We start from the raw sequence: 26,087 nt of genomic DNA, 5'->3' as shown, positions 1-26,087 counted from the left end.
TTGCATGCGGTTTATATCGGAGTAAAAATTGCGTAGTGAACAATCTATTCTTCAAATTTCCATAGCGGTTACTATTCTGGTTGCTGGTTTCGGTGTCGTTTTCGGCCTGTTATCCGGCTCATTTTCTATCGTTTTCGATGGTGTTTACATGCTGGCTGATGCTGCGATGAGCGGATTAGCTCTCCTCGTCTCACGCCTCATCGCCCTTTCTGCCTTGCCGGAACAGCCACGCGGAAAATTGCGCGATCGCTTCACAATGGGCTTCTGGCATCTCGAACCGATGGTGCTTGGCCTTAACGGTATGATGCTCACCGGCGTTGCGATCTACGCGCTCATCAACGCAGTCGGCAGCCTGATGGATGGCGGACGCGATCTCGAATTCAGCTACGCGATTTTCTATGCTGTCGTTGCCCTGATTGCCTGCCTCGGTATGGCACTCCTGGAAATGCGTGCAAACCGAACCCTAAAATCAGATTTCGTCGCACTCGATGCCAAAGCCTGGATCATGTCCGGCGGCATAACCGCGGCACTTCTGATCGCTTTTTCGGTCGGCTATGCCATTGAAGGAACAGAACTCGGCTGGCTGACGCCCTATATCGATCCGGCAGTTCTCGCGGTTGTTTGTCTTGTCATCATCCCCATGCCAGTCGGCACGATCAGACAGGCATTGGCTGACATATTTCTTGTTACGCCTGTCGACCTTAAGCAGCATGTCGATGCGGTTGCGGAAGAGTTCGTCAAACGCAACGGCTTTCTGTCATACCGCGCTTATGTCGCCAAGGTCGGTCGCGGCAAGCAGATCGAACTCTATTTCATCGTTCCGTCCGATCTTCCGCCACGAAAGCTCGAGGAGTGGGATGCGTTACGCGACGAAATCGGTGATGCACTCGGCGGTGAGGGACCGGACCGGTGGTTGACCATCGCATTTACGACGGATGTGGAGTGGGCCGTCTGACCTGAATGGTTGTTACTCGTTCGTCAGCGACAACTGTCGGCGCAGCCGCATCGTGCGGCTGTCCCCCGGCTGACGAGGCAGCCGATTGAAAGCATTCAAATAATTGGTCTTGGTGCGCATGATGTGCGCCTCCAGTATTTCCCGCAATTCCTCGGGCTTGTCGGCATCGGCCAGCTCGATGATGGTGGCATGGTCGGCGAAGGATCGCGCAGGCTCGCCTTCGGCACCGATGGCAAGATGTGTCCGCAAGGCTGCGACGCGCCCCAGAATGCTGTCATAGGCACGGGCGAGATAGCGATTACCGCAGACGCGGAAAAAGGCCAGATGGAATTCGGTGTCGCAACGCCCGTAAGCGCGCAGATCGTCCTCATCTATTGCCGCACGCATAAGATCGTACTGCTTTTTCAATTGAGAGACGAGCTTCTTGCGATTGCCGATTAGCGCCAACCGCATGGCCTGATCTTCCAGCCCGACGCGGAAATCGCAAAGCTCGGCTATATCTTCCTGCGTCGGCGTGAAAACATAGGTGCCGGACTTCGGAACGATGTGAACCAGTTCTTGCATCTGCAGAATGTTGAGTGCCTCGCGCACCGGCGTGCGACTGACATCGAAAGCCGCAGCGAGCATGTCTTCGGAGAGGTTCTCTCCGAATTGAAACTCTGCATCGACAATGGCACCGCGAATACGTTCGGCGATGCTGCTTGCCAGCGACTTCTTGCTCTTGCCTCGAATCTCTCTCATGTCCGAATCTTACAGACGCCTTATTGCGACGTATAGAGCGGTTGAAACCGCATTCAAATTACACCCATCAACGATGACGGGCCCGGCCGAAAACCGGACCCGTCAATCTGATTAGTCCCGTTTGGCTTTCAGGCTCATGCAGAGGAAGAAGCCAAGGATCGGGAAGATGGACAAAGCCAGCAGCGACAGCGAGAAGCTGTCAGTCGTGGATTTGACCCAGCCGACCAGATAGGGCCCTGTGAACCCGCCAAGCTGCGCAAAGCCATTGATGGCCGCAAGTCCACCAGCAGCAGCGGCGCCGGACAGGAATTGCGTCGGCAGCGTCCAGAACACGCCGAGATAGGACCACAGGAAGAACGCGCAGACCGACAGGAGCACGAGGCTCAGGATCGGCGACGGAGCCAGCGCGCTGGCGGCAAGAAAGACACCGCCGAACAGGCCGGCAATTGCCGTGTGGATCTTGCGCTCGCCGGTACGATCCGAACTGCGCGAAATCACGACAAGTCCGATCGCGGCAAACACGAACGGAATGGCCGAAATGAGCCCGGTCTGCGCTGCGGTATAATCGCCAAGGCTCTTTACGATCTGCGGCAACCACATGATCACGCCGTAAACAGCGATACCGTTGAACATATAAACCAGCGTCAGAAGCCAGACGCGGTAATCGCTGAACACTTCTTTCAGCGAGTGACGGGTATCGGCCTGCTTGCCTGCATTTTCCTTGGCAAGTTCGGCCATCAGCCATGCGCGTTCGTCGGCGGTCAGCCAACGCTTGTCCTTTTCCGGACTGTCGACCAGATAGAAGAAGGTCACGACACCGAGGATCACGGCGGGAAGCCCTTCAAGAATGAACATCGCCTGCCAGCCATGCAAACCGAAAAGCCCCTCGCCCGCATCCATCAGCCAGCCGGAGAACGGTGCGCCCACGACGATGGAAAGCACGGTTGCAGTCATGAACAGGGCCGTTGCGCGACCACGTTCCTTGGCCGGGAACCAGTAGGTCAGATAAAGCAGAACGCCCGGCGCAAAACCGGCTTCTGCCACGCCAAGCAGGAAGCGCAGAACATAGAACGAAACCGGGCCCTGCACGAAAGCCATGGCGCAGGACACGATCCCCCACGTGACCATGATGCGCGCAATCCAGACGCGCGAGCCGAGCTTGTGCAGCATCATGTTGCTCGGCACTTCGAACAGCATATAGCCAATGAAGAAAATACCCGCACCGATGCCGAACATATAGGGTGTCAGGCCGATATCATTGTTCATGTGAAGCGCGGCGTAGCCGATATTCACACGGTCGAGATAGTTGACGATAAAGCAGATAAAGCAGAACAGAACGATCCGCAGATTGAGCTTGCGAATGGTGCTGTCGCGCAGGTCGGGCGTTGCGCCGACCGCACTCAGAGTGGAATTGACCACGATGTCCTCCCAGGTCTCCGCTCACGTTCCAGCATGAGCGGCATGCAATAATCTTTGCGGGAGCTGTCACACGTTAATGCGCGCTCCCGTTCAGAGCTTCATCAGCGGAAATGGAACCGAGGCCAATCCGGCTCACTTCCAACAGATAGGCAATCCCGATCACGGACAGGCCACGAGCACTGATCCGGCCGTTATCGTCTCACTCCCACTGCAATGATTAGCGTGCAAACAACTACTTTACAAGTAGCATACAAAATCTTGTACCTTAGATTGACAGAAGTGTCCGCACATGGCTTTTAAAGCCACTGTCGCCGAATGGTTGAGTCTGCAGATTCTCTTCGGTGACCTATGGGCGCGCAACAGCGTCCATCTTCGAGGAGGAGTATTTCATGACGACAAGTTCAACAGCGTTTCTAGTCGATTTTTTTGCAGACCGGGTGGTGCTTGTCACCGGCGGTGCATCGGGCATTGGCAAGGCCGTTGCTGAAAAACTCATCGCGCTCAAGGCCAAGATAGTGCTTTGGGATGTGAACGGCGCGCGCCTGCAGGAAATGGCGGACAAACATGGCGAGCAGGTTCTGACGGCCATTGTGGATGTCTCTGACAAGGCCGCAGTTGATCGCGCAGCGCATGATATCGCCGCCAAATGGGGTGGCATCGATCATCTCGTCAACAACGCAGGCATCATCGGTCAGCGCATGACCGTGAAGGACTTCGATGCGGACGAACTGGATCGGGTGCTGGCCGTCAATCTGAAAAGTGTATTCTACGTTTCCAGTGCTTTCCTCAACAATCCGGGCATCAAGCCGAGTAAATCGATTGTTGGCCTGTCTTCCATCGCCGGCCGTACCGGCGGCATGGTCGGCAATATCGCCTATGCGACGACCAAGGGAGCAATCGCTTCCTACACCTACGCACTCGCCAAGGAGCTTGCGCCGGAAATCCGCGTCAATGCACTGGCGCCCGGCGTGATCGACACTGAAATCCAGAAGGACGTCTTTGCCGATCCCGCCAGTATCGCGAAAATGGCCGACCTCATTCCGTTGAAGCGGCTTGGAACTGCCGACGAAGTTGCAGACGCAGCCATCTGGCTGCTGTCGCCGGGAGCGGCCTATATTACCGGTGTTGTGCTTGACGTTTCGGGCGGGCGATAAGGAGACAATGATGACGCAGGCAAAGACCCTGAAAAGCCTCATCGAAACCGGTCGCATCATTCAGGCGCCGGGCGCACCCGATCCGTTGACCGCTCGTCTCGTGCAGCAGGCAGGGTTTCCGGCCATTTACATGACCGGGTTCGGCGCGACGGCAAGCCGCCTCGGCACGCCCGATCTGGGTCTTCTCACACAGACCGAAATGACAACCCATGCGCGGGATATGACCCGCGTGGTGGATATTCCGGTCATCGCTGATGCCGATACTGGTTACGGCGGCCCGGCCAATATCGTTCGTACGGTGGAGGAATATATCCAGTCCGGTGTTGCCGCCATTCATCTGGAAGACCAGATGGCGCCGAAACGCTGTGGCCAGCTTGCCGGTATCCGGCTGATCCCCGCAGAAGAAAATGTGCGCCGCCTCAAATGCGCGATTGCGGCGCGCGCCGACAAGGACCTGCTCCTGATCGCCCGCACCGACGCCATGCCTGCGGCCGGTGCGGAAGAAGCCATCCGTCGCGCGAAAATGTATCAGGATACGGGTGTCGATCTTGTTTTCGTCGACGGCATCAAGACCATCGCGGAAGTCGAAGCTGTCGCCCGCCACGTCGACGGGCCGAAGGTCGTCAGCATTGTCGACGGCAACGAAACCGTGGCTCTGACGGCCACCGACCTCGAACAGATGGGCTTCAACGTCGTATTCTATGCACTTTCAACGCTTTTCTCGGCGGTGAAGGCGGTGAGCGACACGCTGTCAGTCCTCAAGCGCGACGGTACGCCGAAGGCCCGCTCCGGCGATATGATCACCTATCAGCAATATTGCGACATCGTTGATCTGAAGAAATTTCAGGATCTCGATGAGGAATATGGGTGGTCATAATCGGGTCAGCTGAGGCAGGCGGCAACGCCTGCCTTTTCAGGCACTAAGCTTCTTCGCCTGAATGCGCGGCGATGCTCTTTCGACCGTGATTTCATAATGGTCGCCCTGCGTTACCTCAGCGATCCGGCTCGGACGAAATGCTACGGCATTGATACCGCCATCGTGGCGCAAACTGTCGAACAGAATTCCGAACTCGCCACTCTCGCGCATCTCCTCGCCGAACTTCTGTGACGCAGCGTAATCTGCCGGATCATAAACAGCAGGTAGTGTCGCCTGTTCGCCGCATATATCGATGAAATCCTCTTCCAGCTTCGCCGTATAGACCCGAAAGGTGCGAGCCAGACTGTCCTGCTGTATCGCAACGGTTTCGCGACGCATGTGGTGCGCAACCTCGACGACGGACGTGGTCAGCCGCGCCGCCGCATACCAGGCGCCAAGCTCAGGACCATTGAAGCGCATGCCGCCCGGCGCGACATGCAGAAACGTCGCCATGACGATGCTGGAATTGGGCCTGCCGAACACCCACTCCTCATGGGGAAGGCGCTGCAATCGTTCACTGAGAAGACGGTCATTCGTCCAGCCAGCCAGTTCCATCACCGCTTCCAGATCGGCAGCAGTGGCAACCGTGTCAAAAAGACCAATCGGCGGGAAACGCGACGGGATTAGGCGATAGCTTGGCTGTGGCGCGGGATTGCGCTTCACGAGAACACCACGTCTTCATCGCGATAAGGTCGGAACTCGCGATCCAGTTCGTTCGGTTCCATATAAAGGCCGCCGCGCGCCGCATCCAGAAACCGGCGAGCTGTCAGCAAGCCATCCTGCAGACCGCTTGTTATCAGGCTCAACGGCGGATGACCGCCGAAGACACCGGACTGATTGGGCGTGTGCAGCCAGCGGATACCAGCTTTCCCATCTGGATAAAGTACGCCCAGCGCCTGATGAATGCCAAGCACGGCGGACAAGCGCATCAGCACATCCACATCCAGCGTGATATCGCGATGCTCGCGCACCGCCTTCACCCAGTTGTAATAGGTTGATCTGGAAGGCAGACCCAGCACCATCAGCCGTTGCTGCTCGTCCAGCCCCCACAGATCGGCAATGGTCAGAAATGTACGCAGGCCCGGCCCGCTCAATCGCTTGCGCGAATGAGGAGAAAAACGAGCCGCGTCGAGAACATCAGGCCCCTTGCCTATCATTGTCTTCAACACCGTATTGCTTCTGGCCATAATTGCCTCCGATCGTCCAGATCAGAATATAGTCCAAATTTGGACTTTTGCAACTCTACGGTGTTTCGAGCGATGAGACAGGCTTTATTCGGCGGCGATAAGGGGCGTTTCGGCAACCACATCCGGCATTGTATCGAAATGGACCGGAAGCAGCGAGACATAGCCGTTGCGGATATCCAGCACATGCGAATAGACGTTCTGGCCGTTTTCGAGCCGCGGCAGCTTGTCCTCATGCATGATGCTGATGACGATGGCTTGCGGGCAGCGCGTCTTCAGCGCCTCATGGAACCGCATCTTGGAAGCCGGATCGAGGGCACCGGTTGCCTCGTCGAGGAAGATAATCGACGGCTTGTGCAGGAGAATGCGCGCCAGCACGATCTTCTGCTTCTGGCCGCCGGAAAGAACCATATCCCAAGGCGTGCCATCGGCATCGGCGTCATTCATACGCTCGATGAATTCACCCAGCCCCGCCTCATGCAGGACGGCAGCAACAGCGAGATCGCTGAACAGGCTCTCATCGGCGGGCAGGCTGACAAGCTGCTTCAATGAGACGGAGGGGAACTTGGCCTCCTGGGTCGCATAAAACGAGGTGGCATTCTGCGGATAAATGATATCGCCGGTACCATATGGCCACAGGCCGTTCAGCGCCTTTACGAAGGAAGTTTTGCCCGAACCGGATTCACCGCGCATATAGACCCAGTCGCCTGAACGAATATTGATCACGCCAGAGCGCAGGAACGGTGCTTCGCTATCCGGTCCCTGCATGAGGGTGAGATCGCGTACCGACAGGCCGAAACGCGGATGCTGTTCAGCAAAAGCGAAGCGATTGATACCGGAGCGGCTGTAGAAATCGGTCGGGTCCTGAACATTCTCGATAGCCTGCGCGAGGCCGATCACGCGGCCCGCATTGGCGCGCAGATTGGCAATCGCCGGCATCACCTGAATGAACCACGAGCAATCGTTGATCATTGCTGCGACGAGTTCCGCGCCCGTTACATAGTTCCGGAAACTGACGGAACCGCTCATATAGGGCAGAAGGCCCGGAATATAGGCAACGATACGGTTCGACAGAAAGCCATAGGCTTGCGAGAAGGCGAGATAGGCAGCATCGAAACGATTGAGCCGGTTCCAGGTGCCATCGACATCCTTGTAGAGACGGTCGTTGACCGACCGCTGGACGGCCTCACCGCCGGATGCCGAAATCTGGAAACTGCGACGCAGCAGCGTTGTCCACTCGCCACGATAGGAACCTTCGGCCTTTTGGATGCCGAGATTGAGGCGCTCCAGACGCTTGCCGATCTTGATCGCGACCAGCGTTCCGAGCGGGACGTAGATCACGATCGCAGCAAAGGCCAAAACGGCGCTGCCATAACTGCCGAGGAAATCCAGCCCCTCCACGTGGGTGGACATTTCGATCAGCTTCTGGCCGATGAAGAAAGCAGACAGGAACACACCGACAATGCCCATGACGAGGCCGATGGCCCCGCCGGTCATGCCCTTGATCGATTCCTGCAGACGCTGATCGATATTGTCGGGCTGATCCTTGCCCCTGCCCTGTTGCAGATGGAAATGTGTATGCTTGCCGTTCAAAAGCGCAGTGGAGAACTGGTCGTTCAGCCATTTGCGCCATTTACGGTGCAGCGTCGTGGACAGGAAATGGCGGGAACCGACCAGCATCACATCCTTTGCCAGCATCAGCAGAACAAGAATGCCCGCATTGGCGGCAATGGTCATGAGAGGATGCTGAACAGGCGCAGTGTTGACGTTAACAATGGAATTCATGAGCAGGCCCGAGGCCTCGGCCACCCATACGGTGGTCTTGCTCACAAAGGCCGTCATCAGGAAGATTGCGATGGTGAGAACCCAGGCTTCCTTCCAGCGGTCGGAAACCCAATAGGCGCGCATCAGCCCCCAGAACGACGTCATGTCAGCCACGGCAGACCTCCCCCTTGCCTGCAAGGATTGCTGTCTGGTCTGCCGGTTTTTGCTCAATCCACACCTCGTTCTGACAACTGAGTGATAACGCTTTGTAACATATTGCAACAAACTGTGGTTAACGGAGTGTTAATAGTCAACACAAAAGCGGAGCACTAACCCGTGATCATAGGGGTTCGCATCAGCAACAAGCTGAAATCGTTGGGCTATCGGAAAGCTAATTATTTTGGATGAAGCGCACGTTTTACACCGGAAATTCGACGTTTCCGGGGATCATTGCCAATGATTCGAGCAAAAAGACTCTACTGAGCTGCGAGATAAGCCTGCAGACGCGGCACTACAAAATCGAGGAAGACACGGACCCGTTGCGGCAGTCGCGCGCCGCCAAGAAATACGGCGTGTACTTCCTCTATGTCATTCTCCACCGCCTCGGCCAGAACCTCCACCAATGCGCCAGACGCGAGGTCGTTCCGCGCGTGATAATCGCCGATACGAGCGAGCCCCAGCCCCGCGACCGCCATGCGCCGGACCGTCTCCCCATTATTGGCCAGCAGCGAACCGTAGACCGCGCGATCCACGATGCGACCGCTTTCCTTCAGCGGCCATACAGGTGCTGCACGGCGGAAATTGAAACCGATGCAATTGTGATCAATGAGATCATCTATGGTCAACGGCATCCCGCAGCGTTCCAGATAGGCGGGAGCCGCCACGATCTTGCGCCGAGCCGTGCCAAGCTTGCGCGCCATCATGCTGGAATTGGGCAAGGTGCCGATACGGAAAGCCACATCGGTGCGATCAAGATAAAGATCAACCAGCTCGTCCGACAGGGACAGGTCGATCACGATATTCGGATAGGCTGACAGAAATTCTGGCAACAAAGGCTCCAGCGCCAGCGTGCCCAATGCAACCGATGCATTGACGCGGACCGTACCGCCCGTGCTTGCAGAACCTTGCGAAAGTTCGCGTTCGACTTCCTCGAAATCGCGCAGCAGCCCCTGACTACGCTCATAATAAATCTGCCCCTCGGTCGTCAGCGACAGGCGGCGGGACGAGCGTTCCAAAAGCCGCACGCCGAGCCTTGCTTCGATACGGGATATGAGCTTGCTGATGGTCGAAGGGTTCATGCGCAGAAGACGGGCCGCTTCGGAGAAACTGCCTGTTTCCACCACCCGCAGAAAGACCTGCATTTCACCAACGCGATTATCCATCGCCCGCTCCATCTATGAAACCGTTTCACAGATAATGTGGTTTCCGAGCGGATTTTCAAGCCCGCGCGATTATCCTATTTCTGCTTCACGAAATCAAACCTGACCGAAAGCTGCTTGGTACAGGATCAACAAAATGACGGCCCGAAGCATGAGCCTCCCAAGCTCGCGCTCTTCACGCGAAACGCCGAAGGCCAGTCAACAGGAGATAATATGAAAATCGTGAACGCACACGGCGCGGCCATACCCGCGCTCGGCTTCGGTGTTTTCCGCATGACGGATGCGGAAGTGGAAAACGTTGTTCCAGCAGCGCTGGAAGCTGGCTTCCGCCATTTCGACACGGCGCAGATCTACCAGAACGAGGCTGCTCTCGGGCGCGCACTGGAAAAGGCCGGCGCACGACGCGAGGACCTGTTCCTCACCACGAAAGTCTGGGTCGATAATTACAGTCCTAACAAATTCAATACATCCGTCGACGAAAGCCTCGACAAGCTGAAAGTGGATCAGGTCGACCTTCTGCTTCTGCACTGGCCTGCCGACAAGGTGGCTATTGCCGACCAGATTGACATGCTGAACACAGTGCAAACGGCAGGCAAGACGCGCTTCATTGGCGTGAGCAATCAGAATGTCGCGCAAATGAAAGAGTCTATCCTTCGCAGTGCCGCGCCCATCGTCACCAACCAGATCGAGGTCCATCCCTATCTCGACCAGAATGCTGTAGCCGAGGCCGCAAAGGCAGCAGGCGTCGCTATCACCGCCTATTACGGTATGGCTGATGGCGCAGTGCCGCGCGACCCCATCTTGCAGGCCATTGGCGCCCGATACGGCAAGACTGCAGCTCAGGTCGGTCTGCGCTGGCTGATTGAACGCGGCTTCATCGCCCTTTCCAAGACGGCCAAGCCCGAGCGTGTCGCTGAAAATTTCGACATATTCGACTTTGAGCTCAGTGCTGAAGACATGACAGCGATTTCCAAACTCGCCCGTCCCGATGGACGACTGGTCAGCCCCGAAGGTCTGGCCCCAGTCTGGGACAAATAACGGAGACTATGATGAGCACGATGACGTCTCACGACAGCGCGACGAAGACGGCCGGTTTCAACTGGCCGCTTCTGGCGCTTGCAATCGGTGCCTTCGGTATTGGCACCACTGAATTTGCACCTATGGGTCTGCTGCCGGTCATTGCCGACGGCGTTGACGTTTCCATCCCGACAGCCGGGCTTCTGGTCAGCGCCTATGCCATCGGCGTGATGGTCGGCGCACCGATCATGACGCTTGCCTTCGGGCGGTTCGGCAAACGCACGGCCCTGATGCTGCTGATGGGTATCTTCACGCTTGGCAACATCCTGTCGGCTCTCGCACCGGACTACTGGACGCTGCTTGCAGCACGCTTGGTAACAAGCCTCAATCACGGTGCATTTTTCGGCCTCGGTTCCATTGTTGCAGCCAGCGTCGTGCCTCCTGAAAAGCGGGCAAGCGCGGTTGCCACCATGTTCATGGGTCTGACAATTGCCAATATCGGCGGCGTCCCGGCTGCGACCTGGATCGGCCAGCAGATCGGCTGGCGCATGTCATTTGCCGGTACTGCTGTTCTGGGTCTGCTCGCCATCTCGGCGCTCTGGCTTTCACTGCCGCGCGGTGAAGCAGGCAAGATGCCCGACATCCGGCGCGAGCTTGGCGTCCTGATGCGCCCGACCGTGCTGATGTCGCTCGCAACAACCGTCATGGGCGCTGGCGCCATGTTCACGCTCTACACCTATGTAGCACCTGTACTGACCGACCTTACCGGCGCTTCGGAAGGCTTCGTGACGCTGGCGCTTATTCTTATCGGCGTGGGCTTCACTATCGGCAACGCGCTCGGCGGACGCCTCGCAGACTGGTCGCTCAATGGCGCGACACGGATATTTCTTGCAGCAGTTGCCATCATCAGTCTGGCACTGCCGTTCCTGCTGGGAAGCCATATCGGCGCAGCAATCGGCCTGCTCGCCTGGGGTGCGGCGGCCTTCGCCATCGTTCCTCCGGTTCAGACCCGCGTGATGCAGGCTGCATCGGAAGCACCGGGGCTGGCATCGTCGATCAATATCGGTGCGTTCAACCTCGGCAATGCGGTGGGCGCGGCCCTTGGCGGCGGCGTCATCAGCGCAGGCTATGGCTATGCAGCCATTCCCGTCGCAGGCGGTCTTCTGGCAGCGGCAGGACTGTTGTTCACACTGTCCCGCCGCCCGAAAACAGCGCTGGCGCCATCGGCCTGCTAATCCAACGTTCTCCTGAAGCGCAAAAGCGCCAGCGACGCAAACAGGAACACGAAAAATATGAGGGCGTTCACCTCTCCGGCGATGTCGGAAAGGTGGGCGCCCTTAAGCATGACTGCGCGGACGATCCGCAGAAAATGCGTCAGCGGAAAAATTTCGCCCAACGCCTGCGCCCAATCAGGCATACCACGAAACGGGAACATGAAGCCGGACAGCATCAGCGATGGCAGAAAGAAAAAGAAGGTAAGCTGCATGGCCTGCATCTGTGTGCGCGATGCCGTCGAGATCGTGTAGCCGAGCAGGACCAGCGACAGGACGAAGATCAGCACGCAGGTCAGGAGAAGTGCCAGCGATCCCACAAAGGGCACGCCGAACAGAAGCTTTGCCGCGACCAGCACGACCACAACCTGCACGCCGCCGACGACCAGAAATGGCAGAACCTTGCCCAGCATGATTTCGGCAGGCGTGGCGGGCATGGCAAGCAGGTTTTCCATCGTGCCGCGTTCGGTCTCACGGGTCAGTGCCATAGCCGTCATCATCACCATGGTCATTTGCAGGATGACGCCCAGCAGGCCGGGAACGATATTGTATTGCGATACGCCTTCCGGGTTGTAACGCCGATGCACGATGACCTGTAGCTGGCTTCGCGCGGCATCTGCGGCTTCGGCCTGCTTGCCCTGTTCACGCAGGAGCGCCTGACCTGCGACGGTTCCAAGCGTGGAAATGGCACCGCTTGCCACTGACGGATCGGTCGCGTCGGCCTCGATCAGAATTTGCGGCTGTTCGCCGGCATCGACACGCCTTGCGAAATCCGACGGGATTGTCACCACGAAGGAAACCGTTCCATCGGCAATCAACGCCTCGGCTTCCGCCGCACTTTGCACGACATGGTCGAAACGGTAATAGCCTGTGGTTTCCAGCGCAGAAATCATGGCGCGCGTATAGTGATCCTGGCTGGTCGCGACCAGTGCGCTCGGCAGGCTCTTCGGATCATTGTTGATGGCAAAGCCGAAGAGCAGCAGCTGCATCAACGGGACGACCAGCATCATGGCGAAGGTGATGCGGTCACGCCGCATCTGGATGAATTCCTTCACCAGCATCGCGCCAAGACGCTCAAACGAGAACCAGCCGCTCATTGCTTATCGCTCCCTGAACTTCTGCCCTTCGACATATTGTCCTGCGCATTGGCCATGAACTGGATGAACACATCTTCAAGGCTGGTTTCACCCGCCTCGACGGTAATTCCTTCACGATGCCTGATCTTTTCCAGAGCCGCCTCAAGCTTCACCCTGTCGGACCCCACGACATGGAGCGACGCACCAAAAGGTGCAACCTGCTCGACACCCGGTTCGCCCTCCAGTTCGCGCGCCACTTCGCCGAGCCTCGGACCGTTGACGATAAAGGTTGTCAGCCCTGCCTTATCGATAACGTCCCGGACGGTTCCCGTCGCCAATAGCTTGCCATAGGAAATATAGCTGATGCGGTGGCAGCGTTCGGCCTCATCCATGTAATGGGTCGAAACGAGCACAGTCAGCCCGCCATCGGCGAGGCGATGTATCTCGTCCCAGAAGTCGCGCCGCGCCTTCGGATCAACCCCGGCAGTTGGTTCATCCAGCAGCAGAAGCTTTGGCTTGTGCATGATACAGGCTGCCAGTGCCAACCGCTGTTTCCAGCCGCCGGAAAGCGTGCCCGCCAGCTGGTCTCCGCGTGATGTCAGGCCCAGTTCCTCAAGTGTCCGTGCCACATGCTCCTTCACTGGCTTCAACCGGTAGAGACGCGCAACGAATTCAAGGTTCTCGGCAATTGTCAGGTCTTCATAGAATGAAAAGCGCTGCGTCATGTAGCCGACTTCACGCTTGATCTTCAGCCCTTCGGTACGAAGATCGAAACCAAGCACCTTGCCTTCACCCTCGTCGGGCGTCAGCAGCCCGCACATTATGCGGATGGTGGTCGTCTTGCCCGAACCGTTCGGCCCCAGAAAGCCGACAATCTCACCTTCGGCCACCGACATGCTCACATGGTCGACGACCGTAGCGTCACCGAACCGCTTGACGAGACCTTTGACATCGATAGCGTTCGCCATGGCCGCCTCCGCCTATCGGGCAGCCAGATCGACATCCACGATCTGGCCGGGCTGCAAAGGCGATGCGGGATCGACAGGATGCGCCTCGACAAGATAGACAAGCTTCTGGCGCGTTTCGAGCGAGTAGATGACGGGCGGCGTGAATTCTGGATCGGGCGAAACATAGCTCACACGGGCTTGCAGGCCGGGCGCGCAACCATCGCAGCGCACGGACAGCGTATCGCCCACCCGCACGGTCGAGAACTTGTCTTCCGGTATGTAGACCTTCAGCTTGACCGCACCATCGGGCAGCATCGTCAAAACCGGCGCAGACGGACCGGCAATATCGCCTGGATTGCGGATGACATCGGTGATCCGGCCCGGCGCAGGTGCTTCAATCGTTCGCTTGGTCAGATGCCAGCGTGCGGAATCCAGCTGCGCTTCGGCACTTTTGACGGCATTCTCTGCCGCCTTGATTTCTTCGGGGCGCGCGGGCAATCGACCGACCGCCAGATTGGCTGTGGCCTGATTGATCGAGGCCTCAGCCACTTCGACCTTGGTGGCCGCATCGTCAAGCTGCGCCTGTGTCATCACTCCACGTTTCGTCAGGTCTTGCGTGCGCAAAAGGGTTCGCTGGGCATCGTCTGCCTGTGCTTTGGCCGTCCTGACCGCCGCTTCCAGAACTGCAATTTCATCGGGGCGCTTGCCAACCTGCAAATCCGCCAGTTGCGCGCGTGCCTGCGCCAATGCTGCCTCGGCCTGCGCGACGGCGATCTTTGCGTCCGCATCCTCCGTCATTGCTATGGGCTTGCCCGGCTCGACACGATCCCCACGCCTGACGGCAACGGACTGAACCTGCGCCACTTCCAGCGGCGCAAGCTGCACGAATTCCCCCTCAACGTAACCAACAGCAAGGGGCTGCGCGCTGCATGCGGCGAAAAGATAAGAGGCGAAAGGAACAATACAGAGAATACTCATGCTTTCACCTCGCCGTCTTTGATGGCATCCTTCGCTGCGAGAATGGCCATCAAATTCTGGCGTGCGATTGCCGCGACAGCCGCCGCCTCTTCCGCGCCCATCGTGGACCAGCCCATGCGCCGTTTCACAGTTTCCCGGCCAATGCGGAAATAAACGATCTGCCCAAGCAGGGTGAAGATGAGAAGCCGTGTGGCCTCGCTCTCGGCAGGTTCGCCCGTCGCGACTTCCCAGATGGCGCAAAGCCTTTTGTGCGTCGGCTCGAAAACACCGGAATAGATGCGATCGAGTGCTGCGGTCGGATGCGCCAGTTCGCGCAAGAGAAACTGAACGATCTCGCCGGACTGTGGTTGCGCGACGATGAAATGCGTCATCCGCTCCAGCGCCAGACCGAGCTGCTGGCGGGCCGTTTCCTTCGTTTCGGCAGGTGCACTGATCACACCGTGATGTCCAAGCGCCTGCCCGGCTATGCCTTGTATCGTTTCGACAATATAGTCTGCCGCCGCCAGTCGCAGCCCTTCCTTGCCGCCGAAATGATACGCGATGGAACCGATATTCGCCTTGGCCAGACCGGCAATCTCACGCGTCGATGTGGCATCGAAACCCTTCGAGCCAAATAGTTGCAAGGCCGCGTGGATCAGCGCCGCTCGCGTCTGATCGACCGAAGGTGACGGAGGCTCTTGCCTTGTATGTTTCGCTTTGCTCATATCATGATTTAATCAATCGATTGATTAAATGTCAAGCACGACAAAAACCAAAGCGCCGATCCTGGATCAGCACCTTGATTTCACTGAAAATTATAGACGTCGTTCACCCCCGTCTTCCAACATGCCGCCCGACGGCGATCGGTGTCGGCATCTCACGGTGTGCATGAGAAAGCCCCTCCAATGCGGCCAGAATTCCGGCCTTCGCAGCGACCGCCTTGCCCACTGTGCTATCGACATGCAGCAGCATCTGCTCGGCGCTGGCGATTTCCGTATCGCCCCGCCTCAGACTGTGAAAGACATGCGCGCGTTTCTCGTCAAAGGAGAGCAACTGCGTTTCCACATGTAGCGCATCGCCTACCTTGGCCTCGCCGCGATGCATGATATGGGTTTCGACCGTGTAGTAGCTGTGACCGGATTTCAGATAGGCTTCGTCCACACCGATATGTGCCAGAAACCTGTCGGTCGTCTGGCCGAATACATCGAGATAACGATGCTCGGTCATATGCCCGTTATAGTCGATCCACTCCGGAATCACGCGCGCATCCAGAAGACGCAACGGGCCGGAACCTGCCTTGGAAGAGCCCGCCCCATCGAGCCGTGCAGTATAGGCATTGAGAAGCGCGCCCGCGCCCCAACCCTTGCCGTTCTGCTGATGCGCGAGAGCGCGAATGATCGCAACCAGATTTTCGTCACGAATCCGTTCCAGATCGTGGATTGAAAGCCCTTCATTCTGCTCGTCCGACTGATCCGCGATGCGGCTGATCAGGCTGTCATCAAGATCGGGCACATCTGTCAGCTTCGTCCATGGCCATTGTAGCGCAGGCCCGAACTGGGCGAGGAAGTGTCGCATACCTGCCGGACCGCCGGCAATGCGATAGGTCTGGAACAGCCCCATCTGCGCCCAGCGAAGCCCGAACGAATAGCGGATGATGTCGTCAATCTGCTCGACCGTGGCGATGCCGTCGCGCACGAGCCACAAGGCCTCTCGCCACAGCGCTTCCAGAAGCCTGTCGCCAACAAAAGCGTCGATTTCCTTTTCAAGAACGACCGGCTCCATTCCGGTCAGACGGTAGAGCGCGGACGCTCTTTCAATTGTCGATCCGCTGGTCTTTTCACCCGGCACGAGTTCCACCAGTGGCAACAGGTAAACGGGATTATAGGGATGCGCGATCAAGAGGCGCTCCGGATGCCGCAACCCAGCCTGCAACTTGCTTGGAAGAAAGCCGGAAGTGGACGAGGCGATCAGTGCATCGTCTGCGCAAGCGGCTTCAATCTCCGCCAGCACGGCAAGTTTAAGGTCAAGGCGTTCGGGAACGCTTTCCTGAATAAGCGCCGCGCCTGCCACCGCCTCTGCCAGCGAAGCGGAAAAGGACAGTTGCCCCTCCTGCGGAAGGCGCGCGGTGGTCAGCGCCGCCAGCGCTTTGCGTGCATTATCGAGAATGTGTTCGGTCGTCGCCTTTGCATCGGGCGACGGATCGTAAACGGCAACGTCGAAACCGTTCAGCAGAAAGCGTGCGGCCCAGCCGCTGCCGATGACACCGCTGCCGATGCAGGCAATCTTGGGAGGATGGCTGTTCATGGATATCACCAGCGCTTTGTAAGCTTGAGTTTTTCGCGGACTTCAGCAGGCGTCAGAACTTTCGTTCCCATATTAACGGCGATGGCTTTGGCCCGTTCGACCAGATCGCCATTCGACGCTAGAACACCCTTGTCGAGCCAGATATTGTCTTCGAGACCCACACGGATATTGCCACCCGCCAGCACGGCAAGGGCCGCATAAGGCAACTGATTGCGGCCAATGGAAAACGCCGAGAAAATCCAGTTGTCCGGCAGGTTGTGGACGATGGAAACCAGCGTCGCCAGATCGTCCGGCGCGCCCCATGGAATACCCATGCACAGCTGCACCAGAACCGGGTCATCAAGCAGACCCTGCTGTTGCAGCCATTGGGCGAGCGGCAGATGGCCGGTGTCGAAAATCTCGATCTCCGGACGCACGCCAAGCCGTTGTATCTGTCCGGCCATTTCCCTGAGCATAGCAGGCGTGTTGGTCATCACGTAATCGCCCTCGCCGAAATTCATCGTGCCGCAATCCAGCGTGCAGATTTCCGGCAAGAGTTCAGCGACATGAGCAAGCCGTTCCGTCGCGCCCGCCATATCGGTCTTGGCGGCATCGGGTGGCAGTGGAGCTTCTGGCGACCCAAAGACCAGATCACCGCCAACGCCTGCAGTCAGGTTCAGCACGATATCGACACCGGACGCCCGGATGTGGTCCACAACCTCGCGGAAAAGCTCCAGCTTGCGCGATGGTTCACCCGTTTCCGGATCGCGCACATGAATATGCGCAACGGCGGCACCTGCTTCCGCACTTTCAATGGCCGCATCCGCAATCTGGCGCGGCGTGATCGGCACCTTGTTTGAGCGGTGCGTGGTGGCTCCGGCACCGGTGACGGCAGCAGTGATGAATATTTCGCGGGCGGGCTTTAAAGGCATGATCGTTTCCCTCAATTTTCGCCGAGCTTGACAGGTCGCGAAATGCCGGGATTATCATTTTACGAAATCTATTTGGCGAAGAACGAAACATATGATCTTTGAACCCTCCGACGAAGAACTGAGCGTTACCCTGCTGGTCCTGCCGGATTGTTCGCTGATGTCGCTGGCCGCAACGCTGGACCCAATGCGCGGCGCCAACCGCGTGACGGGCCGCTCGCTTTATCGCTGGCGGGTGGTGTCACCGGATGGCAGCGATCCCGTCACATCCAGCGGCCTCAAAGTTGCGGCCAATGGCCGTTTCGAGGTCGGCGCGCAGGACATTCTCATTATCGTCAGCGCTTTTCATGCGCTGGAACATGCGACGCCGAAGCTTCTCGCCATGCTGCGCCAGGCGGCCAAGCAATCGAAACTCGTCGTGGGTGTGGAAGCCGGATCATGGGTGCTGGCAAAGGCGGGATTGCTCAACGGACGCAAGGCAACGACGCACTGGGAGGACATGGAAGCATTTTCGCAGCGCTTCCCGGAAGTCGAAATGCAATCGGATCGCTGGGTGCGGGATGGAGCTTTTCTGACAACCGGAGGCGCTGCCCCGGCGCTCGACGTGATGCTGGCACTCATTCGCGCCCGCCACGGCTATTCCATCGCGCTGGATGTGGCGAGCCTCTACATCTACGATGAGGTGAAACAGGCTTCCGACGCACAGCCGCTGGTATCCCTTGGCCGTTTGCTTAACCGCGAACCGCGACTGGCAGATGCCATAAAAATCATGGAAACCCATATCGACCTCCCGATCCCGGTGTCGAGCATCGCCCGAAGACTTGGCCTTTCCACACGAAGCCTTGAATTGCTGTTCGCCAATGTGATCGGGCAGTCACCGGGCAATTACTACCTGTCGCTCCGGCTGAAAGCAGCCCGGCGCCTGATCCTCGATACGCATCTTTCCATGGCGGATACAGCGGAACAGACCGGCTTTTCGTCGATCAGTTCACTGTCACGCGCCTTCAAGCGGCATTTCGGTCAGTCGCCGAGCAAGCTGCGGCAGTAAAGGCACCCTTACTTAAAGGCCCAGCCCCGACTTCACCTCAGCAAGTGCTGGTTTGCCGTCGAAAGTGGTCACGCCGTCAAGCCACGCATCAAGCTGCGCCGGGTTCTCCTTGATCCATTTCGTGACGGCATCCTTGGCTTCCATGCCATCGTTCAGGATCATGTTCATCATCGTGCTTTCCATATCCGTGTTGAACTTCAGGTTCGACACAAAGCGCGAGACGTTGGGACAGTCGGTTGCATAACCTTTGCGGGTCAGTGTTTCGACGGTTGCCGCACCATCATCCGGTCCGAACAGGTTTTCACCATTTTCCAGATAGGTGAGCTTGTAGCGAATGTTCATCGGATGCGGTGTCCAGGCAAAGAACACAACGGGCTCATCCTTGCGCACCGCATTTTGAACCTGCGAGAGCATGGCCTGCTCGCTCGATTCCGCGAGCTGGAAATCCTTCAGGCCGAACTTGTCCTGCTCGACCATCGATTGGATCGTGGCGTTGGCGCTGCTGCCAGCCTCGATGCCGTAAATCTTGCCGCCAAGCTGGTCCTTGAATTTTGCGATATCGGCATAATTCTTGATGCCAAGATCCTTGCCCGTCGCAGCAAGACCGATCTTTGCGCCTTCGAGATTGACGCTAGCCTGCTCGATCTTCTTGCCTTCAAGATAGGGTTTGCGCGCTTCTTCCTGAAGCGGCATCCAGTTGCCGAGGAAAATATCGATCTGTCCATTTTCCAGCGACTGGAAGGTGACCGGCACGGAAAGGATGGTTGTCTGCGGCTCGTATCCGGCTTTTTCAAGCAGCAGAGAAGCGAGCGCCGTCGTTGCAGTAATGTCGGTCCAGCCGACATCGGAGAATTTGGGTGCCTTGCAGTTTGCCCCTTCAGCGGCATGCGCCTGCACGCTGGCAAGGCTGGCGACGCTTGCTGCAAGCAAAAGAAATAGGCGTTTCATTATCTTCTCCCCTTTGTTTTTATTGAGAACAACATGATAGGGGAAACAGGAAACGCCTGTTCGCAATATGCGCAATCATCTTTGCGTTTTGCGCAACCCTTGACCATTGATCGGTCGGGCCGACTTCTGAAAGCTGCGCAAAACCGGGGCGAAATTTATTTCCCACCGCCATATTGCAGGTCGCTGACATGCTCCATCCAGTCAACGACTTTGCCGTCGAGCTGTTCCTGAATGGCTATATGAGTCATGGCATTGCTCGCGGATGCGCCGTGCCAGTGTTTCTCGCCCGGCTCAAACCAGACCACATCGCCGGGCCGGATTTCTTCAATCGGTCCGCCTTCGCGTTGCACGAGGCCAAGCCCGGCGGTCACGATCAGGGTCTGGCCAAGCGGATGCGTGTGCCAGGCAGTGCGGGCGCCGGGCTCAAAGGTTACGGTCGCAGCCGCAGCCCGCCGGGCATTATTGGGAGAAAACAGCGGATCGATACGGACATTGCCCGTAAACCAGTCGGCTGGGCCTTTTCCCGAAGGATCGGTTCCGTTTCGCTTGATATCCATGAGGCGTTTCCTTTCCTGTTCACAACGCAACATAGATCAACTTCACGGACTGTTCAGCGCCTTTTGGCCGGGTTCCGCTGCAAAATCACGTTATGCCGTTTCGCAAGTTCTGTGTTGACCGCTTCGATTTCCTGCGCCTTGCGCGGATCGTCCCAGCTAAGCTCCCGCGCCAGAATATCGGCGATTGCAGCAAGATTGCCGGTCGTCAGCGCCCCGTCGATTGCAAGTGTGGTGCGTCGCAAAACGACATCCGCCAGATGCACGACAAGCTCGTTGCGTGCGATCCATGCGATTTCCGTCGCGCTGACCGTGTCGGTTTCAGGCAGCATCGCAACCGTTACCCCGGCTTCCTCGCGGAGGATCGGCAAGGCCGTGCTGCCATAGCGCTTCAACAGGGTCTCAACCCGTGCGGCGGGCAATCTTGTTTCGGTGGCGTATTTCGTCACCCAAGCCTTGCGGGCGCGATCGTCGGACGGATAGTCCCTGCCGCCCCCTATGGGGAGGTTGCGCGTTGACACTTGCCGCGTCTTGTCGAACCGGCCCAGAACCTTGTCGGCCACTTCCTCGGCAAAGCCGCGGAATGTGGTCCACTTACCGCCGACCAGCGAAATGACCGCGAATGGCCGTTGGTTATCCGGCTCGATGACAGGCGCGGAATGATCGCGACTGATCAAACCCGGTTCGGAAGCATTGGACGCTGGAAGCGGGCGGATGCCGCTATAAGTGTAGACAATCTGGCTGCGGTCGAATTTGAGCTTCGGCAGCAGCGAACGCAGGCTGTCGATGAAATAGTCGGTTTCATGATCGTCGCAACGCACATTGTCCGGATCGTCCGATGGAATATCGGTGGAACCCACCAGCGCCAGACCGTGATAGTCGTAGACGAGACAGATGCGCCCGTCATCCGCCTCGAAATAGATCATTCGTCCGTTGAGGCTCTTCACCAGTTCGGGGTGATCGACAAGAATATGCGAACCCTTGGTGCCACCGATCATCTTGGTCGGCTTGCCGAGTGCAGCATTGACCCGGTCGATCCATGGGCCAGCCGCGTTGATGACCAGCTTCGGCCTCACCGCGAATTTTACGCCATCCGGCCCTTCAAAGCCGATAAGGCCGTTCTCGGCGGAAACCAGCGTCGTGAAATTGGCGGCAGCGCTTTTCGGATTGGCGCGCAGCCCGTCGCTGACGAGTTCATAGACCAGACGTTCCGGCTGGCTGACCTTCGCATCGTGATAGATGCCGCCCGCCACGATTGCAGGCGTGATATAGGGCATTTCCTTCGTCGCCATCTCCTTCAACAGAAAACGGTGACGTGGCATGACGCGCTCGCGCGCACCAAAATAATCGTAAAGTGCCAGACCGATCTTGATCAGCACGGCGCCACGGCTGCGTGGCGCGGTCGTCGAGCCGAACAGGGTGCGCAGCGCGGCCGTGATGCCCTTGGTCCATGAGAAGACAGGAATGAAAGTCGGCAGCGGCTCGACATTGTGCGGCGCATTCTTCAGGAGCAGGTTGCGCTCGAGGGTGGACTGGGCCACAAGCCCGAACTCGCCCGTTTCCAGATATTTGAGACCACCATGGATAAGCCGCGACGGCGCAGCACTTGTCCCTGAACCAAAATCCGCCTTGTCGACAATGAGACAGCTAACGCCTTGCTCGCAAAGATCGCGATAAAGGCCTGCTCCGTTAACCCCCGCGCCAAGGATGAGCACATCTACGCCCTCGGTCTCGAGTTGTCCGATACGGCTTTTCATTTCGGCATTGCCTGCGAAGTCATTCATCTTACTGTCTCTCTAGAGCATTCCCTGCTTTTCTCATATCATCGGAAATGCTCTATCTCTTTGTTTTTACGCATGTCTTTATCCCGAAACCGGTTCCCACTTTCGGGAGACATGCTCTGAGGCGCGGGACACGCCGTTTATTTCAATCCGTGAGCGCTTCGATCTTCGGCCAGATCGGTCCAAGCGCCGATGCAATCTCCCTGAAAAGCTGATAGCGCTTTTCATAAAGCGCGCTTCGCGCCGCATCCGGCTCATAGGTGCGGCCTATGGCATCGAGATCGCGCGGATCGCTGTAAACATCGGCAAAGACACCAGCGCCCTTGCCAGCGCAAAGGGCAGCACCCCAGGCAGCGGCCTCGTCCGTATCCGTGACGGTAACGGGCATGCCGAGAACATTGGCGAACATCTGCGCGAAAGCCGGACTGCGCGACACGCCACCAGTGAGGCGCGCGACGGAGATTGCAAACCCGTCTTTCAGGTGATCGACATGGATACGATGATTGAAGGCAATGCCTTCCCATATCGCGCGCAGCATGTCGCCCCGATCCTGCCAGCCGCGCAGACCGAAAAACGCACCGCTCGCCATCGCTCCATAGGGCGAACCGAAGAGGTAGGGATGGAACATTGCCGTCGAAGGCTTTGCCAGTGCCGCATCGATTTCCGGGCGCAGCATGTCGTGGATGGAACGCCCTGTTTCCTCTGCCTCGCGCCGTTCTGCCGGGCAGAGCTTGTCGAGAAACCAGTCATAATTGGCCGTCGATGCGGGCGAGATCGACATATTGTTCCATTCGCCCGGCGCAATGCCATTGCGGCAGAACCAGCTTTTGTCGACACGCGGTTCGGAAGACAGCGTTTCGTTGATGGAATAGGTCCCGGCAACCACGGCAACGGTCCCGATGCCAAGCCCGCCGACGCCAAGTGCTGAAGCGGTGACATCGTGCAAGCCACCGACAACCGGTGTTCCGGCAACGAGGCCGGTGCGTTCCGCGCATTCGCCCGAGACGCTACCCACAATTTCATCGGAACGCGACATGGGTGGCAGCGCATCCCAAAGCGCATCCAGCCCGAAAAGGGCCAGTGCTTCTTTCGAATATTCCTGCGTGTTGACATCGGTGAAGGAGGTCGAGGCTTCAGTGCGATCCGTGCCCACATCGCCGGTCAGGCAAAAGCGCAGCCAGTCCTTGCAGGCGATCACATGCGCGATGCGGCCAAAGCGTTCCGGTTCGTTATCCTTCACCCATGCCAGAATGGCGGATGGAGCCGATGCATGGGGAAGCTGACCCGTGGTAGTGATGGCCTGCTCTGCAACGGGACTATTGACCCAACGCTCCGCAACATCGACAGCGCGGCTGTCGAGCGACAATATCCCTGCGCCAAGCGGACGGCGGTCCTTGTCGAGCATGTAGATGCCATCACCATGCGCTGTGGTGGCGATGGCCAGAATGTCCGAAGCAGGCCGCCCGCTTTTGGCTATAGCTTCGGCAATCGCATCCGCTGTTGCATTCCAGAATTCATCCATGTCGCGTTCGACATGACGGGCGCGCGGAAAGGATTGCGCCACGCGACGGCGCGCAACGGCAAGGGTGGTTCCGTCAATATCGAACAATACGGCTTTGGTGACGGTCAGTCCGCTGTCGATTCCGAGCAGAGAGGGCATGTATCGTATTCCTGATAAATATGCGCGGGCTATTCTTGCTTGCCGCCTGTCCGGGCATTGGCGCGGGCAACCACCACGTTGATGCCTTGCGCCTCCATGCGCTCGATATGCGCGAAAGGCGTATCTTCATCCACGATGACGACATCAAAGTCGCTGAGTGCCCCGAAATTGTGCAAAGCGCGGCGCTCGAATTTTGTGTGATCAGCCAGAAGAATGCGCTTGGCGGCGCAGTCCAGCATGGCACGCTTGGTTTCCACCATTTCCGGCGACTGATGGAACAGAAGGTCGTCGGTGATCGCTGCAATCGAAATGAACGCTACATCGGCGCGAAGACGACGAATTTCGTGGATCGTCATGCCGCCGACGAATGCGTTGCACCAGTTATAGAGCTGACCGCCAAGGCCGAGCAGCGTCACATCCTTGATGTCACGCACCTCGTTCATCAGGATCAGCGAATTGGTGATGACGGTGAGCGGTCCCTTGCCGGGAAGATGCGGCACCATTTGCAGAACAGTGGTGGAATCGTCGAAGAAAATGGCCTGTCCCGGTTCAACGAACTGCATTGCAGCTTCGGCGATCAGTTTCTTTTCTTCCGACTGGCGGGTAACGCGATAAAGATCGCTTGCCTCGATCAGGCTTGTGGGCGCAGCCGACACGATGCCGCGCGACTTGCGAAACAGGCCACGGCTTACCAGTTCATCGACGTCGCGATGCGCTGTCATCAGGCTGATGCCGAACCGTTCGGTGAGGTCCTCGATACGCATCGAGCCTTCGGCCATTACAGTTTCCGCAATCTGCTGGCGCCGGACGAGCTGACGCGCATGCCGGCTGTCGTTCGGCACTTGCTCCGCCATCAGCTTGTCAATGCTTGCTTTGTTGCTCACTGCCATGCCTGTCACTTGTCCCCTTGCTTGCGCGTTTCGAAAGCCTCGAAATCGCCTGATAGGCTTCATATTGCGCGGTCTTCAGCCCCAAAATCCAGCGAGTGGTTGCATGGGACTTTCTTGCGGAGAGGGACTTCCAGAATGCGCATCCCGAAAGCTTTCTGCTGTCGGGATGCGCCTTTTCAAACCTTACTGTTCGAGAACGAACGGCGAGGTGTACTTGTCGACATTGTCCTTGGTGATCAGGATGCAGTCGAAGAGCTGCTTTTCATGATCCACACCAGTCTTGCCGGTCTTGATGAAGTTGTCGGCCTGCTTGACGGCAGCTTCCGAGAACACGGCAACCGGCTGCAGAACGGTGTACTGCAGTTCACCCGCCTTGATGGCTGCAACCGCATCCGGCGAACCGTCGAAACCACCGACCTTCACCTGATCCAGCTTGCCAGCCTTCTTCAGAGCGGCAATTGCGCCCAGAGCCATTTCGTCATTACCGGAGATAACGCCGATGATGTCCGGATTGGCCTGAAGCAGAGCCTGCATCTTGTCGTGCCCCTGGGTACGGTCCCAGTTGGCGACGTCCTGACCGGCCTTCACCAGATCCGGATACTGCGACAGAACGGTTTCATAGCCGTTCGAGCGCGTTGCGGCGTTGTTGTCCGATGGCGAACCGAACAGCTCGACATACTTGCCCTTGTCGCCAACGCTTTCGACCCACTGAGTCGCACCGAGAGCGGCACCCTGTGCGTTGTTGGAAACGAGCTGTGCCTTGGCCAGACCTTCCTGGTTGATTTCCGCATTGACGAGGAAAACCGGGATGTTGGCGGCGATTGCACGCTTGACCGCACCGACCGAACCGTCCGCATTGGCCGGATCGAGAATGATGGCAACCGACTTGTTGGTGATAGCCGTGTCGATCAGGTTGCTTTCGGTGTTGGTGTCGCCCTTGTGGCCACCGACAACAGCCTTGTAGCCGAGACCTTCAGCGGTCTTCTTGGCGATTTCACCTTCGGTGTACCAGTACGGGTTGGATGGATCGTTGACGATGATCGTCATCAGTCCTTCGGCCCAGGCCGTGCTGGCGATGAGAGGCAACGCTGCCGCAGCGGCGAACAGAACGCGCATTCCCTTCTTGAACATGGTCTCACTCCCTTAACATTTTTCGTTTGTGTTATGCCGGTTCCCCGGCGGTACTCATTTCCATCAGGCCGTTTTCGAGATCT

General features: G+C 57.8%; 24 protein-coding genes. 6 read left to right on the top strand and 18 right to left on the bottom strand.

Features of this window, described 5'->3' with window-relative positions; translation table 11 throughout:
- Positions 1 to 28: 28 nt before the first annotated feature.
- Positions 29 to 955 (top strand): cation diffusion facilitator family transporter, encoded by a 927-nt coding sequence (locus CES86_RS17880; RefSeq protein WP_029928078.1) that lies wholly within the window; start codon positions 29 to 31, stop codon positions 953 to 955.
- Between the two features lie 12 nt (positions 956 to 967).
- Here the strand turns inward: CES86_RS17880 and CES86_RS17875 are convergent, their stop codons facing one another.
- Positions 968 to 1,696: a GntR family transcriptional regulator gene (locus CES86_RS17875; protein WP_011982676.1), complete on the bottom strand. Its 729-nt coding sequence runs from the start codon at positions 1,694 to 1,696 to the stop codon at positions 968 to 970.
- A 111-nt stretch (positions 1,697 to 1,807) separates the two neighbouring features.
- Positions 1,808 to 3,115: an MFS transporter gene (locus tag CES86_RS17870; protein WP_010660896.1), complete on the bottom strand. Its 1,308-nt coding sequence runs from the start codon at positions 3,113 to 3,115 to the stop codon at positions 1,808 to 1,810.
- Between the two features lie 389 nt (positions 3,116 to 3,504).
- Between CES86_RS17870 and CES86_RS17865 the strand changes: the two genes are divergently transcribed.
- Entirely contained in the window at positions 3,505 to 4,269 is a 765-nt protein-coding gene (locus tag CES86_RS17865; RefSeq protein ID WP_029928081.1) for an SDR family NAD(P)-dependent oxidoreductase, read from the top strand.
- A gap of 10 nt (positions 4,270 to 4,279) precedes the next feature.
- Positions 4,280 to 5,146: an isocitrate lyase/PEP mutase family protein gene (locus CES86_RS17860; protein WP_029928084.1), complete on the top strand. Its 867-nt coding sequence runs from the start codon at positions 4,280 to 4,282 to the stop codon at positions 5,144 to 5,146.
- A 36-nt stretch (positions 5,147 to 5,182) separates the two neighbouring features.
- Here CES86_RS17860 and CES86_RS17855 read toward each other — a convergent pair whose 3' ends face one another.
- The 4 genes from CES86_RS17855 to CES86_RS17840 form a co-directional block, all read right to left on the bottom strand.
- Positions 5,183 to 5,848 (bottom strand): RES family NAD+ phosphorylase, encoded by a 666-nt coding sequence (locus CES86_RS17855; RefSeq protein WP_010660893.1) that lies wholly within the window; start codon positions 5,846 to 5,848, stop codon positions 5,183 to 5,185.
- Entirely contained in the window at positions 5,845 to 6,372 is a 528-nt protein-coding gene (locus CES86_RS17850) for an MbcA/ParS/Xre antitoxin family protein (RefSeq protein ID WP_029928086.1), read from the bottom strand. The genes CES86_RS17855 and CES86_RS17850 overlap by 4 nt, the downstream gene beginning before the upstream one ends.
- A gap of 84 nt (positions 6,373 to 6,456) precedes the next feature.
- On the bottom strand, positions 6,457 to 8,307 hold the full coding sequence (locus CES86_RS17845) for an ABC transporter ATP-binding protein/permease (protein WP_167387127.1): 1,851 nt from the start codon (positions 8,305 to 8,307) through the stop codon (positions 6,457 to 6,459).
- A 302-nt stretch (positions 8,308 to 8,609) separates the two neighbouring features.
- Positions 8,610 to 9,515 (bottom strand): LysR family transcriptional regulator, encoded by a 906-nt coding sequence (locus tag CES86_RS17840; protein ID WP_010660890.1) that lies wholly within the window; start codon positions 9,513 to 9,515, stop codon positions 8,610 to 8,612.
- A 210-nt stretch (positions 9,516 to 9,725) separates the two neighbouring features.
- Here CES86_RS17840 and CES86_RS17835 point away from each other — a divergent pair, with 210 nt between their 5' ends.
- Together CES86_RS17835 and CES86_RS17830 are read left to right on the top strand one after the other, a co-directional pair.
- Entirely contained in the window at positions 9,726 to 10,550 is an 825-nt protein-coding gene (locus CES86_RS17835) for an aldo/keto reductase (RefSeq protein WP_029928089.1), read from the top strand.
- An 11-nt stretch (positions 10,551 to 10,561) separates the two neighbouring features.
- Complete coding sequence (locus CES86_RS17830; protein ID WP_094515046.1) at positions 10,562 to 11,764, top strand: MFS transporter; 1,203 nt, start codon at positions 10,562 to 10,564, stop codon at positions 11,762 to 11,764.
- Here CES86_RS17830 and CES86_RS17825 read toward each other — a convergent pair.
- From CES86_RS17825 to CES86_RS17800, 6 genes are all read right to left on the bottom strand, one after another.
- The gene (locus tag CES86_RS17825; RefSeq protein WP_029928093.1) at positions 11,761 to 12,897 is read right to left on the bottom strand and encodes an ABC transporter permease; all 1,137 of its coding nucleotides are present in this window, start codon (positions 12,895 to 12,897) and stop codon (positions 11,761 to 11,763) included. The genes CES86_RS17830 and CES86_RS17825 overlap by 4 nt on opposite strands.
- Positions 12,894 to 13,844 carry an ABC transporter ATP-binding protein gene (locus tag CES86_RS17820; protein ID WP_029928094.1) on the bottom strand — a complete coding sequence of 317 codons (951 nt, stop codon included), beginning with the start codon at positions 13,842 to 13,844 and terminating at the stop codon, positions 12,894 to 12,896. Before CES86_RS17820 ends, CES86_RS17825 begins: the two co-directional genes overlap by 4 nt.
- A gap of 12 nt (positions 13,845 to 13,856) precedes the next feature.
- A complete protein-coding gene (locus CES86_RS17815) occupies positions 13,857 to 14,801 on the bottom strand; it encodes an HlyD family secretion protein (RefSeq protein ID WP_029928097.1) in 945 nt (314 codons plus the stop codon).
- Positions 14,798 to 15,505: a DUF1956 domain-containing protein gene (locus tag CES86_RS17810; RefSeq protein WP_094515045.1), complete on the bottom strand. Its 708-nt coding sequence runs from the start codon at positions 15,503 to 15,505 to the stop codon at positions 14,798 to 14,800. Before CES86_RS17810 ends, CES86_RS17815 begins: the two co-directional genes overlap by 4 nt.
- 103 nt (positions 15,506 to 15,608) lie before the next feature.
- Positions 15,609 to 17,084, bottom strand: a complete 1,476-nt coding sequence (locus CES86_RS17805; protein WP_029928099.1) for a carnitine 3-dehydrogenase — start codon at positions 17,082 to 17,084, stop codon at positions 15,609 to 15,611.
- Positions 17,085 to 17,089: 5 nt separating this feature from the next.
- Positions 17,090 to 17,995: a BKACE family enzyme gene (locus CES86_RS17800; protein ID WP_010660882.1), complete on the bottom strand. Its 906-nt coding sequence runs from the start codon at positions 17,993 to 17,995 to the stop codon at positions 17,090 to 17,092.
- Between the two features lie 91 nt (positions 17,996 to 18,086).
- On the opposite strand from CES86_RS17800, the gene CES86_RS17795 reads away from it, so the two are divergent.
- Complete coding sequence (locus CES86_RS17795) at positions 18,087 to 19,040, top strand: GlxA family transcriptional regulator (protein WP_029928101.1); 954 nt, start codon at positions 18,087 to 18,089, stop codon at positions 19,038 to 19,040.
- Between the two features lie 12 nt (positions 19,041 to 19,052).
- Here the strand turns inward: CES86_RS17795 and choX are convergent, their stop codons facing one another.
- From choX to CES86_RS17765, 6 genes are all read right to left on the bottom strand, one after another.
- Positions 19,053 to 19,988 carry a choline ABC transporter substrate-binding protein gene (gene choX, locus CES86_RS17790; protein ID WP_094515044.1) on the bottom strand — a complete coding sequence of 312 codons (936 nt, stop codon included), beginning with the start codon at positions 19,986 to 19,988 and terminating at the stop codon, positions 19,053 to 19,055.
- A gap of 155 nt (positions 19,989 to 20,143) precedes the next feature.
- The gene (locus CES86_RS17785) at positions 20,144 to 20,545 is read right to left on the bottom strand and encodes a (R)-mandelonitrile lyase (RefSeq protein WP_029928103.1); all 402 of its coding nucleotides are present in this window, start codon (positions 20,543 to 20,545) and stop codon (positions 20,144 to 20,146) included.
- Between the two features lie 53 nt (positions 20,546 to 20,598).
- Positions 20,599 to 22,326, bottom strand: coding sequence for a glycerol-3-phosphate dehydrogenase/oxidase (locus CES86_RS17780; RefSeq protein ID WP_029928105.1), 1,728 nt, complete (start codon positions 22,324 to 22,326; stop codon positions 20,599 to 20,601).
- 142 nt (positions 22,327 to 22,468) lie between these two features.
- Positions 22,469 to 23,983: an FGGY-family carbohydrate kinase gene (locus tag CES86_RS17775; protein ID WP_010660877.1), complete on the bottom strand. Its 1,515-nt coding sequence runs from the start codon at positions 23,981 to 23,983 to the stop codon at positions 22,469 to 22,471.
- 29 nt (positions 23,984 to 24,012) lie between these two features.
- A complete protein-coding gene (locus CES86_RS17770; protein ID WP_010660876.1) occupies positions 24,013 to 24,873 on the bottom strand; it encodes a DeoR/GlpR family DNA-binding transcription regulator in 861 nt (286 codons plus the stop codon).
- A 183-nt stretch (positions 24,874 to 25,056) separates the two neighbouring features.
- Positions 25,057 to 26,004 carry a D-ribose ABC transporter substrate-binding protein gene (locus tag CES86_RS17765; protein WP_010660875.1) on the bottom strand — a complete coding sequence of 316 codons (948 nt, stop codon included), beginning with the start codon at positions 26,002 to 26,004 and terminating at the stop codon, positions 25,057 to 25,059.
- Between the last annotated feature and the right edge of the window lie 83 nt (positions 26,005 to 26,087).

This window comes from Brucella lupini (genome assembly GCF_002252535.1).
Classification (GTDB): Bacteria; Pseudomonadota; Alphaproteobacteria; order Rhizobiales; family Rhizobiaceae; genus Brucella; species Brucella anthropi.
The sequence above is the reverse complement of the archived record's forward strand: the minus strand, read 5'-3'. Positions and strand labels throughout refer to the sequence as shown.